Origin of the sequence: Neiella marina, from assembly GCF_002165625.1 — a bacterium.
In the GTDB taxonomy this organism is placed as follows: Bacteria; Pseudomonadota; Gammaproteobacteria; order Enterobacterales; family Neiellaceae; genus Neiella; species Neiella marina.
The window spans coordinates 118,915-134,164 of the sequence record NZ_NGNS01000004.1; the positions used below are offsets into that span (position 1 = coordinate 118,915).

A 15,250-nucleotide genomic window follows, 5' to 3' on the forward strand; every position below is an offset into this window, starting at 1 on the left:
TCTGTGGTCATACAGAACTGCCTTCACAATGAGAGAAGACAATGAAACGCCACCTTTTAGGAGCAGCACTCACTCCTTTAGTTTTGCTGGCAACTGCCTGCTCAGAACAAGATAGCCCCGCGACCAATACACAACCTGTTAGCAAAGAAACTGCAGCTCCGGTTGCAGCGGTCGCTATCAGCCCACTAGAGCAGGAAGCTCGAGTTAAGATGGACAAACTCGCTGGCATGATGGATGAAGCGCGTTCCAAAGGAATTGATGTGGCTCGAGAAGAGACCATCATGTGGTTTTCCGAGCAGTTTCTAAAGTTCGCCAACTGGGACGAAGCCAACCCCAAAGCCATTGAAATGGCCTTTGGCTACGAGCGCTATTATGCTGACGACAAAGAACGTTTAGCCGCTGAGCTACCTGACTTCGAGCGTACCAAAGTCATTGAGATCCTTGATAAAGGTATTGGGGAGCTAGGTAAAGAGTTGGCCGGCGAGATCAAACGTCGGCCGGTTAATAAGGTTGATTGGCAAAACACCAAAGCCGCTGACAACATGTTTATCAGCAACGGCAAGCCTATTTTCCCGTACGACTATTTCTCTAAGACTGTCGGCCAACCGCTGACCAACAAAGATATTTACAACGACCACTTGGGTGCCCTCTACCACGGCGGTGAGCACTTGTACGAAGTGGATCATGACCGTGCTATCAACTCCTTCCTGATCAAAGAAGATGGCACTTGGGATGAAGACTTACTGAAGAACCTGACCGACATTCCTGATACCAACATTGGTTTCTTGGTGTATTGGATCATGGGGATTCCTGAGTGGGTTGAAGCGCTAGAGCCAGAAGTTCGCAGTGGTCGTTCGCTGTTCACGGGCTTTGATGTAGATAACCCAACCGCTCGCGATTTATGGAGCCGCATCATTCGCCACACCGGCGAGTTGACCAAAGGTAAAAAAGTTACCGAACTTGGTTTTGTTCTGGCCAACGAACCGCACTGGTATTCAGAAAAAGGCCACTGGACTTATAACTTTAAGGAAATGAACGAAATTTCCTCATACACCTTGGCTAAATTCCAAACTTGGTTAGACAACAAATACCAAGGCGATCTGGCTACCTTGAATGCCAACTGGGGCACCTCATTTGCCAGCTTCGATAAAGTTGAAGTTGAGATCCCAATGGACACCGCGTTGCAGGGCAAGCCAATTTGGTATGACTGGATGCGCTACAACATGGACCGTGGTACTGATTGGTTCACCTTCATGCAAAACGAGCTGCACGCAGTGAACCCAGATGCCGATACCCACATCAAAGTCATGCCGCGGATGTTTATGTATAACTCTCGCTCCGGCGGTATTGATGTTGAGGCATTGGCCGAGCTAACCACCATGGTTGGTCACGATGCTAAAGCCTTCGGCAGCGCGAACATCCGCCCAGGTAAGTCCAATGACTGGCTGAAAAAGTACGCTTATAAGTGGGATGGCGTTGGCATGTTCCATGACTTCATGGAGTCGGTCGCACCAGAGAAAATCAACATCAACTCGGAATCTCACTTCCTATCATCAGGCCAATGGCGCGATCTCGATACTCGCACCAGCTATATCCGTAACGTTTACTGGTTAGCAACGCTGCAAGGTATGGATGCCAACATGGGTTGGTTCTGGGCACGCGATCCGGATGGCTCACCAGAAGATCGCTTAGAAGGTGAACTCGACTTCTTCGATCCAGGTTTGGGTGGGGCGTACGCTGGCTCTAACAACATGCAGCCACACGTGACCAATGAAGTGACTCAGGTGATGTATGACCTCAACAGTTTCTCTGAAGAAATTATTGCTCTGCGTGAACAACAACGACCACTGCGTTTGTTCTACTCAGAGACAACGGCAATCAACACCGAAGACTACATGACCAAAGGCTTTGAGTTTTACGAGCAGTTCTTCTTTGAAGGCTTCCCAATGGGCTTTGTGACTCAAAACATCATTGAGAAACAAGACAACAGCAAATGGGACACTGTGGTGGTTTACAACAACCCATATGTCAAAGATAGCGAATTTGCTGCCCTGCAAAGCTTCTTGAATCAAGGCGGCACTGTGATCGTCGATTCAGAATACAGCTTGTCGATGAATGAGTACGGTCAGGCGCGCACCGCGAAACTGGTAGCGAGCAAAGGTAAGTTGATTGTGATGCCAGAAGGCTCTGATATCGCGGCGATTAAAGACGTGGCAATGGCAGAAATTGCTGACAGCATGCCTGCGGTGGCAATTGCCGAAGACAATGGCAAGCCGTTCAAAACAACACACTGGCGCTCAGTGAAGCAAGCCGATGGCAGCTACTTGGTCAACATCTTCAACCTTGGCCATGACACAGCTAAGTTAGACTTGTCTCTGATTGATGGCGACATTGCATCAATGACAGATCTAATGACCAGCAACCCAGTGCAGACTTCGTTTGAACTGGAATCAGAGGGCGTACTGTTATTGCAAGTCGTACCTAAGTAACCTCTCCCCCGTGGTGGTGCCGGAACTCGTTTCGGTGCCACCATCCTCGTTGCTATCCTCGCCGCAGTCCTCACTACAAAAATCCCATTGCCTAATCAACAACATCAGCGGCGGTTGTCAGCCTGAAGTCGTCGTTATCGGTATTCAATTGCACCCATAGCGGGAAATGATCTGACAGCTCATAGGTGACTTTTGATGCTGGCAAATCGGGAAACAGCACATTCTCCATAAAACCGTCACTAGCGAAGTCAATAATCCCGCCATTGTCAGTAAATGCCGTTTGTTGGCAGCGGTGAAGGATTTGATCGTAGTTTTTGTTGCCGGGACTCGTCGCGGTATCTTGCACCCCAGCCAATGCTCGTGGCATTTTTAGTTTGCTTCTATCAGTTAACGCTCGGTAGAACTCATCATCGATACGTTTGATATTGAAATCACCAACAACAATCACATCTTTGTCGAACACCCGATCTTGATGGTCATCCCAGCGTCTGCTGATCCAATCACCGAAACTAGCAAGTTCTTCCAGCCGCCCTTCAGGCGCGCCCCAGCGAGCATGCATGGCAAGAATAATGAAATCAAAATGGCCCGCTTGAAAACTAGCAAAGTACGGATAGCGCCACCAACTTTGCGTGGCGGTGTATTCGCTTCCGGCCTTGGTTCGCGCAGGCGATGCTTCTGCGGCAAGACCGGTAAAACTAACAATGCGCTCGTCATACAAAAATGCAATGCGCTCTTGGTTACCGCCCCGATCGGGCTGCCAATCGCTAATCACAAATTTCCACTGAGGCCCTAGTAACTGAAGCACTCGTTTAAAATCGGTGAGGTCATCTCTTACCTCGGTGATAGCAATTAAATCAAACTGATAGAGGATCTGAGCAATGAACAAAATGCCGTCATCATAGCGTTTCGCTTTACCGAAGTTGCGGATGTTCCAAGTGGCAACATTGAGCGATTGATCGAGCGAGGATTGCGGAATATTGGCGGCAGCGATGCGCTCATTAAGGCGTATTAACCGCTGAGCCTGACTGGCAGTGATATTGCTGTAGTCCATTCGCCGTCTCCAGCTTTGGTTGGCCTATTCAACATAGTTAACCTTTGCTGACAACGACAGCTATTTTAGTTTCTAGTGGCGAAACGACTTTGCAATGATGGGAGTGTCAACGCATACAGTACAATCCAACTGTATATTACCAACTCGAACAAGCGTTGAATTAAGCCAACGATCGGGGAGGAAGGCACGATTGATAGCAGCAATACAGCAGCGATTGAGCCCAGTACAAAACCGATCATGGCAATAGCGCGAGAGCGCTCCTTCAGCACATCCGCGGCTAACAACAGAACCGCAATCACGCCACACGAATATCCAACCAAAGCTGAGAGGTTATGAATCATTTGCGAGCTACTAGGAGTCGGCGGACGGCAACCATAATCGCACGGATAAATTGCAGCAATACTAAGGGTAGCGCCATAACAAGCAACTCCCAGCAAGCCAACGGTTTGTTTTGCCGTGGTGTTGCCGTTGATAAGTATCAAAGCGGCAAAACTAACCAGAGCCATACTTGCCGGTAAAAAGCCGACAAAATTAACCAGCGCGCCGTATGGCGCGCCGGTTGCACCAAGCTCACTAATAAACTGGCTGCTATGCTGGTAGTTTGGAAAATGCCAGCCAGCGACAATCACGGTCAGGGCAAACCATCCAGCACTAAGCAATGGCAATAGGCTGATTATTTTGGTCATCCGTGTACTGCTCACTATGTTGCTCCGTGCAAAGGCTGCCGCAATCCGAAACCGTATTGATCGCGGCTAGCTGAGTGTGAAAGCTACAGTCTAGCCGATTCTACCGAACACCGTAAACGGTTACAAAAACCTCAACATTTCGACCGAATGATAGGCCGACTTTCCTACATTGCCTTTGTTTTCGGTTGTTTCTGGCTGATTATCAGCGTCAACAAAGAAGTACTCACCACCGAATTGTTGATCTTGAAAGTGCGCTAAAAAGAACCTCAGCAATTTATCTCGATTGCCCTGCTGTGTTGGCACTAAGCTCAAGGCGATGATCGCTTCACAGTGTTGCCACCAAGCTTTTCTGGAATCATTGGCCTCGTTGCTCAGCGGATCAAATGACTGAGCAAAGCCACCGGCGATACCAGTTGGGCCGTAGATAGGCTTGGCTAACGTTGCATCAACCATTCGCTCGCCTTGTTGCTGCAATTGTTGCTGCTGCGCGACTGTCATAAAAGGCCATTCAGCAGCTCTCATTAACAATGCCGCCAACTGGAAATTGTGGCCCGGGCTGACCGAACTACAAACGGCTTGTTCTGAGCTTTCACACGGCTGCCACTGATCATCAAACTTCACATTGACCCACTGCTGTTGTTGGTTCCAACCTATCTCTGATAGCAGCTCAATGTGTTGCTGCAAAATAGCCTGATAGTTGTCACGGTTGGTCTCGTCAGCAAGCCACAAATTGGCTAAATACGCAGTCACTGGATACATCAAGGATTGCAGCGATTTGGATCCTACCTCAGGTCCGTCAGTCAACTCATATGCGCCCCAAAAACCACCGTATTGCTGATCTTGAAAGCGACTCACAAGCGCTGAATGCAAGCGATGAATGGTTTGCAGTAGTTGTTGATCGCCGGTTTGCCGATACAACTCAACTAAGCCACACAAACCATAAGCTTGCTGCCAGATGTCGAGCCTAGTTCCGCTATCTTTCGCTGTAGGGCTCACCCAAGACAAAAAATACTGGCCGTGACGATCTTCGCCAAGCATGTGTTGCAATTGGAACGCTGCCGCGGCTTTGGCTTTAGTTAGATTGGCGGGATTCTCCGCAGAACGATAAGCAAGACCATAAATCAGTCGGCTGAGAGCCACTGTATAGACTTTGTCAGAAACCGGCATCCCCTGATTGTCCAGCTCGGACAAATAACCAACTGAGTTCTGGTTTTGCTGCCACTCGCTTGGGTGGACGGTATGAAACGTCAATAGTTGATCGATGTGATCGGTAGCTTGTTCAATAAGCTTGGGTTGAGACAGGGGTTGTGCCGCTTGCTTGACTTGTAAGTGTTGGGTGCAAGCCGTTAGCACCAGCAAACTTGCGAGAAATAGCGATTGCCAGACCATCTTTCCTCCGTAAAAAATTCAATAGCAAATGACTGTAGCTTAACCAGATGTTGTAGGAGGAAAAACACTGAGCAACGAAAACACCATGCGCTATAACAAACCAACAATTCTCGGGAATTGCCATCAGCTGCGCGCCAAGTGCGCGACTAAAAAGTCGATCAATACTCGAACTCGTCGTGCCTTTTGACTGTTTTGCGGAAAATACAGCGATAACCCAGGCACAGTCGGCCAGTAGTCTTCGAGTACCGGCACCAACTCATGACGAGACAGCCCGTTGGCAATCAAAGGCTCAATGATGCCACCAATTCCCACGCCCTTGCTCACCGCATCAATCAACAAGTCGGTATCATTAACGATTAGCGCAGTTGGCATCTCGATCTCGTAACGAACGCCATCTCGTTCTAGTGTCAGCGGCGCCAGTTTGTTGGAGGAAATGAATCGGTACTTCACCTGCTTATGTGCTGAGAGCTGATCCGGCGTTTGCGGCACCCCATGGCGCTCAGCATAGTCAGGAGAGGCGAACAAAGCCTCTTTCATCGTTGCAATGAGTGTGCGCGCAACCATCCCTTGTTCAACTTTGTGGCCAAAGCGAATACCAACATCGAGCCCCTCGGCGATCAGATTAACAGTGGCATCTGAAATGGAAATTTCGAGCTCAAGCTTTGGATACTGACGACAAAAATCAGCATAAATCGGTGCCAGCAACCACTGGTAGACAAATCTCGGTACGGTGATCCGTACTAGCCCCGTTGGCTCCTGATGGAGATCGTGAACACTTTCCATCGCCGAGTTGAGAGCCGATACCGCATTGCTGGTATTGCCATAGAGCAAGTGACCCGCTTCGGTCAATTCCATCTGTCGAGTCGTTCTAATAAACAGCGGTAAACCAAGCTTTTGTTCCAGCGCTTTCAGCGCTTGGCTGACCGTTGGAGGGCTTATGGTTAACTTGCGGGCGGCACCTCGAATACTGCCTTCTTCAACAATGGTTTGAAAAATCATCAGCTGATTGTACGTTGCACCTCGCACTCAAGCCTCCGCATACAAAGCTTAACTATTGTTAGCTTAATACTAACAATCAATTCGACTTTGTTGGACTAATCATTGCGTAAAAATCGGCCTAAAGTTACCCCATCAGTTTTTTGCTTCTGGAGATACCATGAGTCAGGTCGTCGTTATTTCGGGTCATCCGCAACTAGAAAGTTCTTACACCAACAAAGTCATTTTGCAGCAACTCAGCAATGAGATAACAGATGTTGAGATCCGTCGCTTGGACATGCTCTATCCGGATTACCAGATCGATGTCGCTGCCGAGCAACAAGCGCTGCAACAAGCTGATGTCATTGTGTTGCAGTTCCCGTTCTATTGGTATTCAGTGCCAGCGTTGTTGAAAAAGTGGATTGATGATGTATTCAGCTTCAATTTTGCTTACGGCCCAGAAGGCGACAAGCTCAAAGGCAAGGATTTTATCCTGTCATTTACTATCGGTGGCCCTGAGGAAGCTTATACGCCAACCGGCTACAATCACTTTCGCATTGAGGAGCTGATGAAGCCTTTGGAGCAAACGGCTTATCTGGCAAAAATGAATTACCAAGCGCCTATCTACACTCATGGCATGGTGTACATTCCCGATGTCTACAACACTCAGGAACAAGTGGAATCCCGAGCGGCAAGTCATGCAAACAAACTGCTTAGCGTCATCGAGCAATTGTTGCATGAGCCTAAAAACATCATTAAGCGCTTCGTAGCGGAGTGGTTTGAGCAAATGGATCGGCTACCAGAAGACAGCGGCTACTTCAAAAAGTACTTGGCAGATGATTTTTACATGAACATGCCGGAAGGCGCATTCAACGGTATTTCAGGTTTTGAGCAGTGGTATGAATTTGCTCGCTCGACCTTTAAACCTGATTGCCGGCATGAAATCGAACAACTCGATGTGACTGAACAAGATGGCGAGCACCATTTGTCATTCCGCGTTCGCGTCATTGCCGATACATTTGCCGGCGAATCGATCAACTTATTAGTGAATGAGACTTGGCGTTTGATGCTCAACCAACAGCGCGACATCAAGATTTGTGATTACAAAGTCGACCCCGTTGTCAGCTAACTCATTAGCACCATGACCAATGAAGCGACGACGCTCAATCTCCATTAGGTTGAGCCCGTCGCCTATTCAGCAACACCAGCAGAATTCCACCAAGCACGATTGCCGAGGCTATCACCAAACGTGTTGAAATCACTTCACCGACGACGAAGACACCTCCAATAGCCGCTAACACTGGCACCAACAACTGCAATACTGCCGCCTGAGTTGCCGTTAAGTGACTCAGGGCGTGATACCAAATGGCATACCCCAAGCCAGATGCAATTGCCCCTGAGGCGACGGCTAACCACACGCCGCTCGATGACCATGATGCTGATGGCCAAACCGCCAGCAATAACAATAGCGCGAGAGGCAGCGAGCGGATGAAATTCCAGGCAGTATCGGTGAGCGCTTCATTAGAGTCTCGTCCAGCGAGAGTGTAAAGACCCCAGGCTACGCCAGCAGTGGCCATCAGCACAAAGCCGATGAACGAGGGCGTCGCCAAATTGGGCCAAAGCAAATAGACCAAACCGAAAAATGCGCAAAGCAAACCGATCCATTCAGCAACATGCAATTGATGACCGCGAATTAGCGTCACTAAAATCATAGTGATTTGCACAGCGCCAAATAGCACCAAGGCACCGGTGCCGGTATCTAACGACAAGTAGCCAAAAGAAAACGTCGCTGCGTAAACAAACAAAAAAGCTGATGCGCGCCAACTGCCAGCAGGCCGCCCTATGCCGCGGCGGTGATCACTATGATCCGAGCGCCACATCAGTAACAAGGTCAATACCACGGCACCGGAAAGCAATCTAATGGCTGTAAAGCTACCCGCATCAATCGTGCCAGCGCCGAGTGCGAATCGACACAATATGGAGTTGGCGGCAAAGGCCAACAGCGCAATTAGGGTCCAAACAGAGAGAGTGAAACGAGTCAAAGTGAAAAACGCTTTTAGTTTACTGTTGTGCTAACTGAGCGGCTTTGGTTAGCGCCCACCAACCAATCACAATACTCATACCGATGCGAACTGGAAAGTAAATTAGCGCAGGCAAACCGAATAACCAAGTCACAATGGATTCGGGTAATACGTAGTATGCGACTTGTTTAACCCAATAAATAATGGCGACAAATTGCTTTAAAAATTCATCAACGGACAGCATCAGCCAAGGCCAATCGTTTTGCCAAGTGAGCCAAAAAGCATACAAGCCCAGTCCACCATCACCAAAACTGCCAACAACCGATGACCAACCCAGTATCAACAGAAACAAACGCATTAGCGCTCCACTTTTTACAACAGATTAGAGTGTCACAGGCTAGAGAATCTTGACGTGGGTAGCAATGTTGTCGAACTGTTAGCCCCTGGCATTAGTCCAACTCCATACCGACTTCGTAGCTGATTGTTGTGTAACAACAATAGAGCAAAGCAAGGTGAAGCAAAACATTCAAGTGGTATGGTTCAAGCGGGACTTGAGATTGGCCGACAACCCGGCGTTGTGGCAAGCGCAGCTAAATAAGCTGCCGACGTTGCTGGTTTATATTTTTGAACCGGAACTACTCAATGATCCTCATTACAGCAACCGTCACTGGCGATTCATCTGGCAGTCACTGATGGACTTAAACCGCCAGCTGAGGTCGTTGGACTCTCGAGTACACTGTGTGTTTGGCGACGTCACCGACATCTTCCACCAGCTCACACAGCACTACAACATCAAGCAAATCATTAGTCACCAAGAAGTGGGACTGGATGTCACTTACCAGCGCGACAAAGCGGTTAAAATTTGGTGTCAACATCATGGTGTGCAATGGCTTGAAACACCAAACGGCGCAGTTATTCGCGGCGCTGGCGACCGAAACCAATGGCAAAAACACTGGTATCAACAAATGAAATCGCCACTGCTGCCGCCTCCCTCCACCTTGCAGCTAATCAATACCACAGTGTTATCGTTAATGAGTCCGCAAGCCAACTGGATTGTTGCCAATGAACAAATGCAGCTTGGCGGCGAACAACAGGCATGGCGCATCATCGAAGATTTTCTTATGAGTCGCGGACAAAAATACCACTTCGGAATTTCCGCTCCAGCGATGGCACAACAAACGTGCTCAAGATTATCGCCCTATCTCGCTTGGGGAAACATCTCGATACGACAGGTATATCAACGAGTCTTGGCCGATTGGAATCGCAAAGGATGGCGAAAAGCATTGTCGGCACTGACATCAAGGTTGCATTGGCATTGCCACTTTATTCAAAAATTCGAATCTGAGTCGGCAATTGAACATCGTCACTTCAACCGTGCTTATATCACCTACCCCTATCGCTCACTGCAGGACGACAACACCCAGCAGCTACTCGACGCTTGGCAACAAGGCAACACTGGATATCCGTTAGTCGATGCCAGCATGCGATGTTTGCATGCCACCGGATATGTTAACTTTCGCATGCGCGCGATGCTGGTAAGCTTTTTATGCCACCACCTCAATATTGACTGGCGACTTGGAGTCACCCACTTGGCTCGGCTATTTCTCGATTTCGAGCCTGGCATTCACTATCCACAATTTCAGATGCAAGCCGGTGTCACTGGCATCCACACCATTCGTATCTATAACCCCACCCGGCAGGCCACGGAGAAAGATCCGCACGGTGACTTTATTTATCAATGGTTGCCAGAATTACGAGATATTCCGGTGCCATTATTGTTTGAACCTTGGCGATTATCGGCCATGGAGCAACAGCTTTACGGCGTTGAATTAGGCACCAATTACCCTGCCCCTGTGGTTGACCTAAACGAAACCGGCAAGGTGGCACGTGAACGCCTTTGGTCTTGGCGCAACCGAGTCGATGTCAAACATGAAGCTGAACGGATCATCGCTCGTCATGTGGTGCCAAAGTAATTGGCTAACATCATGACTATGCCATTCTCTGAGACAGTTCATTCCATGTTGGCGCATTTTTAATCGGCTTAAACCTACTAAAATTTGTCCCATCAAAAACGAACAACCTCGCTGGTCGATATTGCCAGCGTCGTTAGGCTGAAATCCGCCCCGACGAAAATGAACTGTTGTTGGGTTTTCAAAAGGATTTGAGGCCCACCATTGAACTGAGGAATGAACCACAATGAAACGTATATTAGCAACCTGTTGTTTGTGCTTTTGTTTAACCAGTATCCAGACTCACGCTAGTAACTCCGCTACTGGTGCAGATCAGCTTACTGAAATCGAGACAGAAACAGTCGATCAACTGTACGTTAATCCCAATGCCGATTTTTCTCACTACAACAACTTGGCGCTGGCAGTCACAGAAGTCGAGTTTCGTGAGCGTTCTTATCGCAGTTGGTTTAACAGCCGGGCTCAGATGAAGCGAGCGATGGACAATGCAATTCCGCAAATTCAACATTCATTTGACGAGGCGTTTCGTAAAGTGATTAACGAGCAGGGGGATTTTCAACTAGTGGAGCACCTAGATGAAAAAACTCTAGTGATCGTGCCACGTTTAGTTAATGTCTATCTGAACAATCTTGACGAAATGGCTCATGCAACGCCAACTCGGGTCTACTCCGAAAGTGCCGGCCACATGACCCTAGTACTTGATCTGTATGATTCAGTGAGCGGTGAAATGCTCGCAAGGGTCATCGATCACCAGCAAGCAACCGAGTGGGGCCGCTTTGTTAGGCAGTCATCGGTCGATAACAATCGCCAAGTAAAGCGATTAGCAACCAATTGGGCCACAGATTTGAATCAAGGGTTGAGCCAATCACGACAACAGTAGCGCTAACCAGCGTTTGAACGATCTGCAAACACAATCGAACGCTGGGTTAATAAACGCCGAGTTCAATCGCATACATTTGAATCCGCTCACTCAATCAATAACGGGTTCAAATGATGCAACATACAACGCAACACTTAATCATCGGTGCAACGGGCAAAACCGGCTCCAGAGTAATCAGAGGCTTGCGCGCTAAAGGCTATCAACCGATCGCTGCGGGGCGCCAATCGGAACGACAATTCGACTGGCAAGCGCCAGAAACCTGGGCGCCGGCCTTGAACGGAATAGGCTCAGTCTATCTGACCTATTACCCTGACCTCGCAGTGCCGCAAGCTCCAGAGGATATTTCGCAATTCTGCGCACTTGCCAAATTGAAAGGCATAAACCACCTCACTCTATTATCCGGTCGTGGCGAACCTGCCGCGCAAGTCTGTGAAAACATCGTTAAACAATCAGGCTTAAGTTACACCATCATCCGCGCCTCTTGGTTCAATCAAAATTTTAGTGAGGGGCTATTCAGAGGCTTTATTGATCAAGGCGACATCGCATTGCCTGTTGATGCAGTGACCGAACCCTTTGTTGATATTGACGATATTGCCGAGATTGCGGTCGCATCGCTTATCGATTCACGTCATAGCAATAAACTCTACGAAGTCACCGGTCCAGAACTACTGAGCTTTGCTCAACTTGCTCAGAGTTTGACGACCGAGCTTAATCTATCGGTGAAGTTCACCACCATTTCATTGACCGAGTTTCAACAACGCTTGCAACAAGCTGGAGTTGAACCAGGAGCGATCGAGATGCTCAGCTATTTGTTTACCGAAGTACTTGATGGCCGCAACGAATACATCACAGATGGCATTCAACAAGCATTGGGGCGCCCGGCAACTTCATTCGCCCAATTCCTCGACCGCAACCACCTTTGCTTTAAGGAGATAGCATGATGAGTTGGTTGATGTTTCTCGACATCATCGCGGCGGTAGTAAAGCTATCGATGATTATCATGGTGGGGATATACTTTATCTTCTCCAATACCATTATTGCGGTATTACGTCAGACCAAGAGCGGCGCAGACATTATGGTTGAGATTAACCGAGTGATCTTAAACGCGGTGTTTTTATGTTGTTTTGTCATATCGGGGCTTGGTTCGTTGCATTTGGCACTATTCGGCGATGGCTATCAGATGATTAGTGGCTGTTTGTTCTTTTTCGGCACTACACTGCTGACAATTGTGATCAATGTGCCGCTGAATAACCAGCTCAGAGATACCAATGGTGCTGAACAACGGCGCGTATTTTGGCGACAGTATCAGGTTGACTGGTTGCGTTGGAATCATGTTAGAACTTTATGCGCGTCCGTCGCTGGATTACTGCTGGTTATTCAATGATTGGCAACAATTGATAGGGTGAGCCATGGGCTTTGACTACAAGCAACGAATTGCAACAGCATTACCTAATGAGCCTATCGGTCGTTTGCTAGCCAGTTTGCATATGGAGAGCGCTTTTTACACCAAGTCTCAGCTAAGTGCGCCATGGGCGTTGGCAATGCCCGCCATGTCGGGTTGCATGATGTTTCACCTTGTGGTCAGCGGTAAGGTTAGCTTTTCTAGCGATGGCCACCAGTTTGAGTTGTCTACAGGGGATTTTGTGCTATTCCCGAAAGGTCAGGGTCACCGTCTCTCTGATGGCCATTGCCAGCGATTTACACCGTTAGCGGAGTTGCCTATTGAGAACATCACCGAGCGTTACGAGACCCTGACTTTTGGTGGCAATGGCGCAACCAGCGAGTTGATTTGCGGCGCTCTGGTGTTTCAACACCCACTAGCAATCAAGCTACTGGGGATCTTGCCTTCTCACATCGTCATCGATAGCAGTTCAGACAAGCCCCCAAATGTAGTGCAAACCATCAGTCAACTGCTGCAGTTGGAAACCAAACAAATAGGAGTAGCAACTGAAGCTGTGATCGCACGGTTAGCGGACATCCTGGTGATTGAATCGATGCGAGCTTATCTCAACACACTGTCCGATACTGAGACCGGCTGGCTCAGTGCCTTGGACGATGAGCGTATCGGTTTATCATTGCGGCTGCTTCATGAACAGCCAACCAAACATTGGACGTTGGAGCAATTGGCCAATGCCGTCGGCATGTCTCGAACCAGCTTCGCTCAGCAGTTCAAACGGCTGATGGGGAATACCCCAATGGATTACTTAACCGAGTGGCGAATGTCCCTAGCCTACTCCAAGCTACAACTCAGCCAAGACACCGTATTGTCGATTGCTCTCGATGTTGGTTACCAATCAGAAGCCGCCTTTTCCCGAGCATTCAAAAAGGTCATCGGCAAGAACCCAAGTGAAGTCCGAAAAGACTATCAGCTTGAGTCCCAGGAAGGATGAAATTAACGAGTGCGCGAAAGATAGTCCGGGACAGACAAATTTGAAATGAAGCACTCAACAGAGATTAAAAACAACACAAATATTGACTTGGGTTAATTCGCGTTCAATCTGGACTGGTAATGTTACCGCTAACAAATTGATTGCATCATGTTAGCCACTTTCAACAAGCATCAGTAAGAAAGGATACCCAAATGATAGATAACTTTGATTTCAATAATCCCGTTAAGCTGCTGTTTGGGGCTGGCAAACTGAACGAACTAGGCAACCATGTAAAACCGCTAGGTGATCGATGCTTGCTCGTCACCACCGGTAACTTTTTTGTCGCCACAGGGTTAGTCAAACGTATCCAAGGAATATTAGCCAATAGCGGCATAGAAACTGTTGTTTACACCGAAGTAAGTCCTAACCCGCTGGATGAAGAAGTGGACAGCGCAGCCGCTTTGGCTAAGCATAATGATTGCGATTTTATCATTGGTTTAGGCGGTGGCAGCTCAATAGATGCAGCCAAAGGCGTGGCAATGGCGGCAGGGCATGACTGCCCAGTTTGGCGTTTTGCCATGGGTACCCATGATGATGCGATAGAGCCAACCGAACGAACATTACCAATTGTCGCCATTGCCACCACATCAGGCACCGGCAGTCATGTCACCCCATATTCGGTGATCACCAACAAACAAACCAAGCAGAAACCAGGAATTGGTAGCGAGTATTTATTCGCCAAGGTTGCCGTCGTTGACCCTGAGCTAGCGCTGTCACTACCAAAAGAAATCACCGCATCCACCGGGTTTGATGTATTGGCTCACGCGCTTGAGGCCTACACCTGCAACATCAGCAATGTAATGACCGACCTTTACGCCAAAGAAGCCATTAAGTTGGTTGGGCAAAACCTTGTTAAAGCTGTTGCCGACGGCACTGATCTGCAAGCCAGAACAGCCATGGCAATGGCCGATACGTATGCAGGATATGCCATTGCGGGGAGTTTGGTGACGCTTTGCCATGCCATAGCCCATGCGGTAGGCGGTGTGTCAGAGACGGTACATGGGCAAACCTTAGCAGCACTAACCCCACACACTGTCGAATTCAGCATGAACCAAAATCCCGACAAATTTAAAACCGTTGGATTACTGCTCACCGGCCGCTCAGAAGAAGATCTAGCTAATTTCAAGCTCACCGAGACAGTGGCCGCGCTGCGCTCACTAATTGCCGCGATTGGTATGGATATTCCGTTATCTGAGCAGGGCGTGACAACAACCGATTTAGCCGAAATAGCCAAAGGCACCACCGAGTATATGGGCGGGATTGCCGAAGCTGATGTGCGACCGGCTAGCTTTGATGATGTCATGCAAATACTTACCAAAGCCTTTTAATCCGGGCTATTAATCCAGAGGTCGTTAAAACCACA

14 protein-coding genes are annotated in these 15,250 nt (G+C 48.5%); 8 read left to right on the plus strand and 6 right to left on the minus strand.

Translation table 11 applies throughout. From position 1 onward, the window contains the following. The first annotated feature begins 41 nt into the window (after nucleotides 1-41). Complete coding sequence (locus CBE68_RS05280; RefSeq protein ID WP_087505021.1) at nucleotides 42-2,489, plus strand: glycoside hydrolase family 42; 2,448 nt, start codon at nucleotides 42-44, stop codon at nucleotides 2,487-2,489. 91 nt (nucleotides 2,490-2,580) lie between these two features. Here the strand turns inward: CBE68_RS05280 and CBE68_RS05285 are convergent, their stop codons facing one another. From CBE68_RS05285 to CBE68_RS05300, 4 genes are all read right to left on the minus strand, one after another. After that, nucleotides 2,581-3,540 carry an endonuclease/exonuclease/phosphatase family protein gene (locus CBE68_RS05285; RefSeq protein ID WP_087505022.1) on the minus strand — a complete coding sequence of 320 codons (960 nt, stop codon included), beginning with the start codon at nucleotides 3,538-3,540 and terminating at the stop codon, nucleotides 2,581-2,583. A 65-nt stretch (nucleotides 3,541-3,605) separates the two neighbouring features. Continuing rightward, nucleotides 3,606-4,226: a DUF998 domain-containing protein gene (locus CBE68_RS05290; protein WP_087505023.1), complete on the minus strand. Its 621-nt coding sequence runs from the start codon at nucleotides 4,224-4,226 to the stop codon at nucleotides 3,606-3,608. A gap of 120 nt (nucleotides 4,227-4,346) precedes the next feature. After that, on the minus strand, nucleotides 4,347-5,615 hold the full coding sequence (locus tag CBE68_RS05295; protein ID WP_087505024.1) for an AGE family epimerase/isomerase: 1,269 nt from the start codon (nucleotides 5,613-5,615) through the stop codon (nucleotides 4,347-4,349). A 123-nt stretch (nucleotides 5,616-5,738) separates the two neighbouring features. Then, nucleotides 5,739-6,641 carry a LysR family transcriptional regulator gene (locus tag CBE68_RS05300; protein ID WP_087505025.1) on the minus strand — a complete coding sequence of 301 codons (903 nt, stop codon included), beginning with the start codon at nucleotides 6,639-6,641 and terminating at the stop codon, nucleotides 5,739-5,741. A 130-nt stretch (nucleotides 6,642-6,771) separates the two neighbouring features. Here CBE68_RS05300 and CBE68_RS05305 point away from each other — a divergent pair, with 130 nt between their 5' ends. Continuing rightward, complete coding sequence (locus CBE68_RS05305; RefSeq protein WP_087505026.1) at nucleotides 6,772-7,719, plus strand: NAD(P)H-dependent oxidoreductase; 948 nt, start codon at nucleotides 6,772-6,774, stop codon at nucleotides 7,717-7,719. A gap of 34 nt (nucleotides 7,720-7,753) precedes the next feature. On the opposite strand, the gene CBE68_RS05310 is transcribed toward CBE68_RS05305, so the two are convergent. Both CBE68_RS05310 and CBE68_RS05315 read right to left on the minus strand, forming a co-directional pair. Further along, the gene (locus CBE68_RS05310) at nucleotides 7,754-8,632 is read right to left on the minus strand and encodes a DMT family transporter (RefSeq protein ID WP_229744650.1); all 879 of its coding nucleotides are present in this window, start codon (nucleotides 8,630-8,632) and stop codon (nucleotides 7,754-7,756) included. Nucleotides 8,633-8,651: 19 nt separating this feature from the next. Next, on the minus strand, nucleotides 8,652-8,969 hold the full coding sequence (locus CBE68_RS05315) for a hypothetical protein (RefSeq protein WP_087505027.1): 318 nt from the start codon (nucleotides 8,967-8,969) through the stop codon (nucleotides 8,652-8,654). Between the two features lie 154 nt (nucleotides 8,970-9,123). Here CBE68_RS05315 and CBE68_RS05320 point away from each other — a divergent pair, with 154 nt between their 5' ends. From CBE68_RS05320 to CBE68_RS05345, 6 genes are all read left to right on the plus strand, one after another. Further along, nucleotides 9,124-10,584, plus strand: coding sequence for an FAD-binding domain-containing protein (locus CBE68_RS05320; protein WP_087505028.1), 1,461 nt, complete (start codon nucleotides 9,124-9,126; stop codon nucleotides 10,582-10,584). A 223-nt stretch (nucleotides 10,585-10,807) separates the two neighbouring features. Further along, nucleotides 10,808-11,458 carry a DUF3313 family protein gene (locus CBE68_RS05325; RefSeq protein ID WP_087505029.1) on the plus strand — a complete coding sequence of 217 codons (651 nt, stop codon included), beginning with the start codon at nucleotides 10,808-10,810 and terminating at the stop codon, nucleotides 11,456-11,458. A gap of 110 nt (nucleotides 11,459-11,568) precedes the next feature. Beyond that, nucleotides 11,569-12,399, plus strand: coding sequence for a Rossmann-fold NAD(P)-binding domain-containing protein (locus CBE68_RS05330; RefSeq protein WP_087505030.1), 831 nt, complete (start codon nucleotides 11,569-11,571; stop codon nucleotides 12,397-12,399). Beyond that, nucleotides 12,396-12,842: an anthrone oxygenase family protein gene (locus CBE68_RS05335; RefSeq protein WP_087505031.1), complete on the plus strand. Its 447-nt coding sequence runs from the start codon at nucleotides 12,396-12,398 to the stop codon at nucleotides 12,840-12,842. Before CBE68_RS05330 ends, CBE68_RS05335 begins: the two co-directional genes overlap by 4 nt. A 25-nt stretch (nucleotides 12,843-12,867) precedes the next feature. Next, nucleotides 12,868-13,848: an AraC family transcriptional regulator gene (locus CBE68_RS05340; RefSeq protein WP_087505032.1), complete on the plus strand. Its 981-nt coding sequence runs from the start codon at nucleotides 12,868-12,870 to the stop codon at nucleotides 13,846-13,848. 191 nt (nucleotides 13,849-14,039) lie between these two features. Next, nucleotides 14,040-15,215: an iron-containing alcohol dehydrogenase gene (locus CBE68_RS05345; protein WP_087505033.1), complete on the plus strand. Its 1,176-nt coding sequence runs from the start codon at nucleotides 14,040-14,042 to the stop codon at nucleotides 15,213-15,215. Nucleotides 15,216-15,250 lie beyond the last annotated feature (35 nt).

What these genes read in the sequence shown, in the direction of transcription:
- CBE68_RS05280 (WP_087505021.1), top strand. Translation starts at nt 42, where the DNA reads ATGAAACGCCACCTTTTAGGAGCAGCACTCACTCCTTTAGTTTTGCTG.
- CBE68_RS05285 (WP_087505022.1), bottom strand. Translation starts at nt 3,540, where the DNA reads ATGGACTACAGCAATATCACTGCCAGTCAGGCTCAGCGGTTAATACGC.
- CBE68_RS05290 (WP_087505023.1), bottom strand. Translation starts at nt 4,226, where the DNA reads ATGACCAAAATAATCAGCCTATTGCCATTGCTTAGTGCTGGATGGTTT.
- CBE68_RS05295 (WP_087505024.1), bottom strand. Translation starts at nt 5,615, where the DNA reads ATGGTCTGGCAATCGCTATTTCTCGCAAGTTTGCTGGTGCTAACGGCT.
- CBE68_RS05305 (WP_087505026.1), top strand. Translation starts at nt 6,772, where the DNA reads ATGAGTCAGGTCGTCGTTATTTCGGGTCATCCGCAACTAGAAAGTTCT.
- CBE68_RS05315 (WP_087505027.1), bottom strand. Translation starts at nt 8,969, where the DNA reads ATGCGTTTGTTTCTGTTGATACTGGGTTGGTCATCGGTTGTTGGCAGT.
- CBE68_RS05325 (WP_087505029.1), top strand. Translation starts at nt 10,808, where the DNA reads ATGAAACGTATATTAGCAACCTGTTGTTTGTGCTTTTGTTTAACCAGT.
- CBE68_RS05330 (WP_087505030.1), top strand. Translation starts at nt 11,569, where the DNA reads ATGATGCAACATACAACGCAACACTTAATCATCGGTGCAACGGGCAAA.
- CBE68_RS05335 (WP_087505031.1), top strand. Translation starts at nt 12,396, where the DNA reads ATGATGAGTTGGTTGATGTTTCTCGACATCATCGCGGCGGTAGTAAAG.
- CBE68_RS05340 (WP_087505032.1), top strand. Translation starts at nt 12,868, where the DNA reads ATGGGCTTTGACTACAAGCAACGAATTGCAACAGCATTACCTAATGAG.
- CBE68_RS05345 (WP_087505033.1), top strand. Translation starts at nt 14,040, where the DNA reads ATGATAGATAACTTTGATTTCAATAATCCCGTTAAGCTGCTGTTTGGG.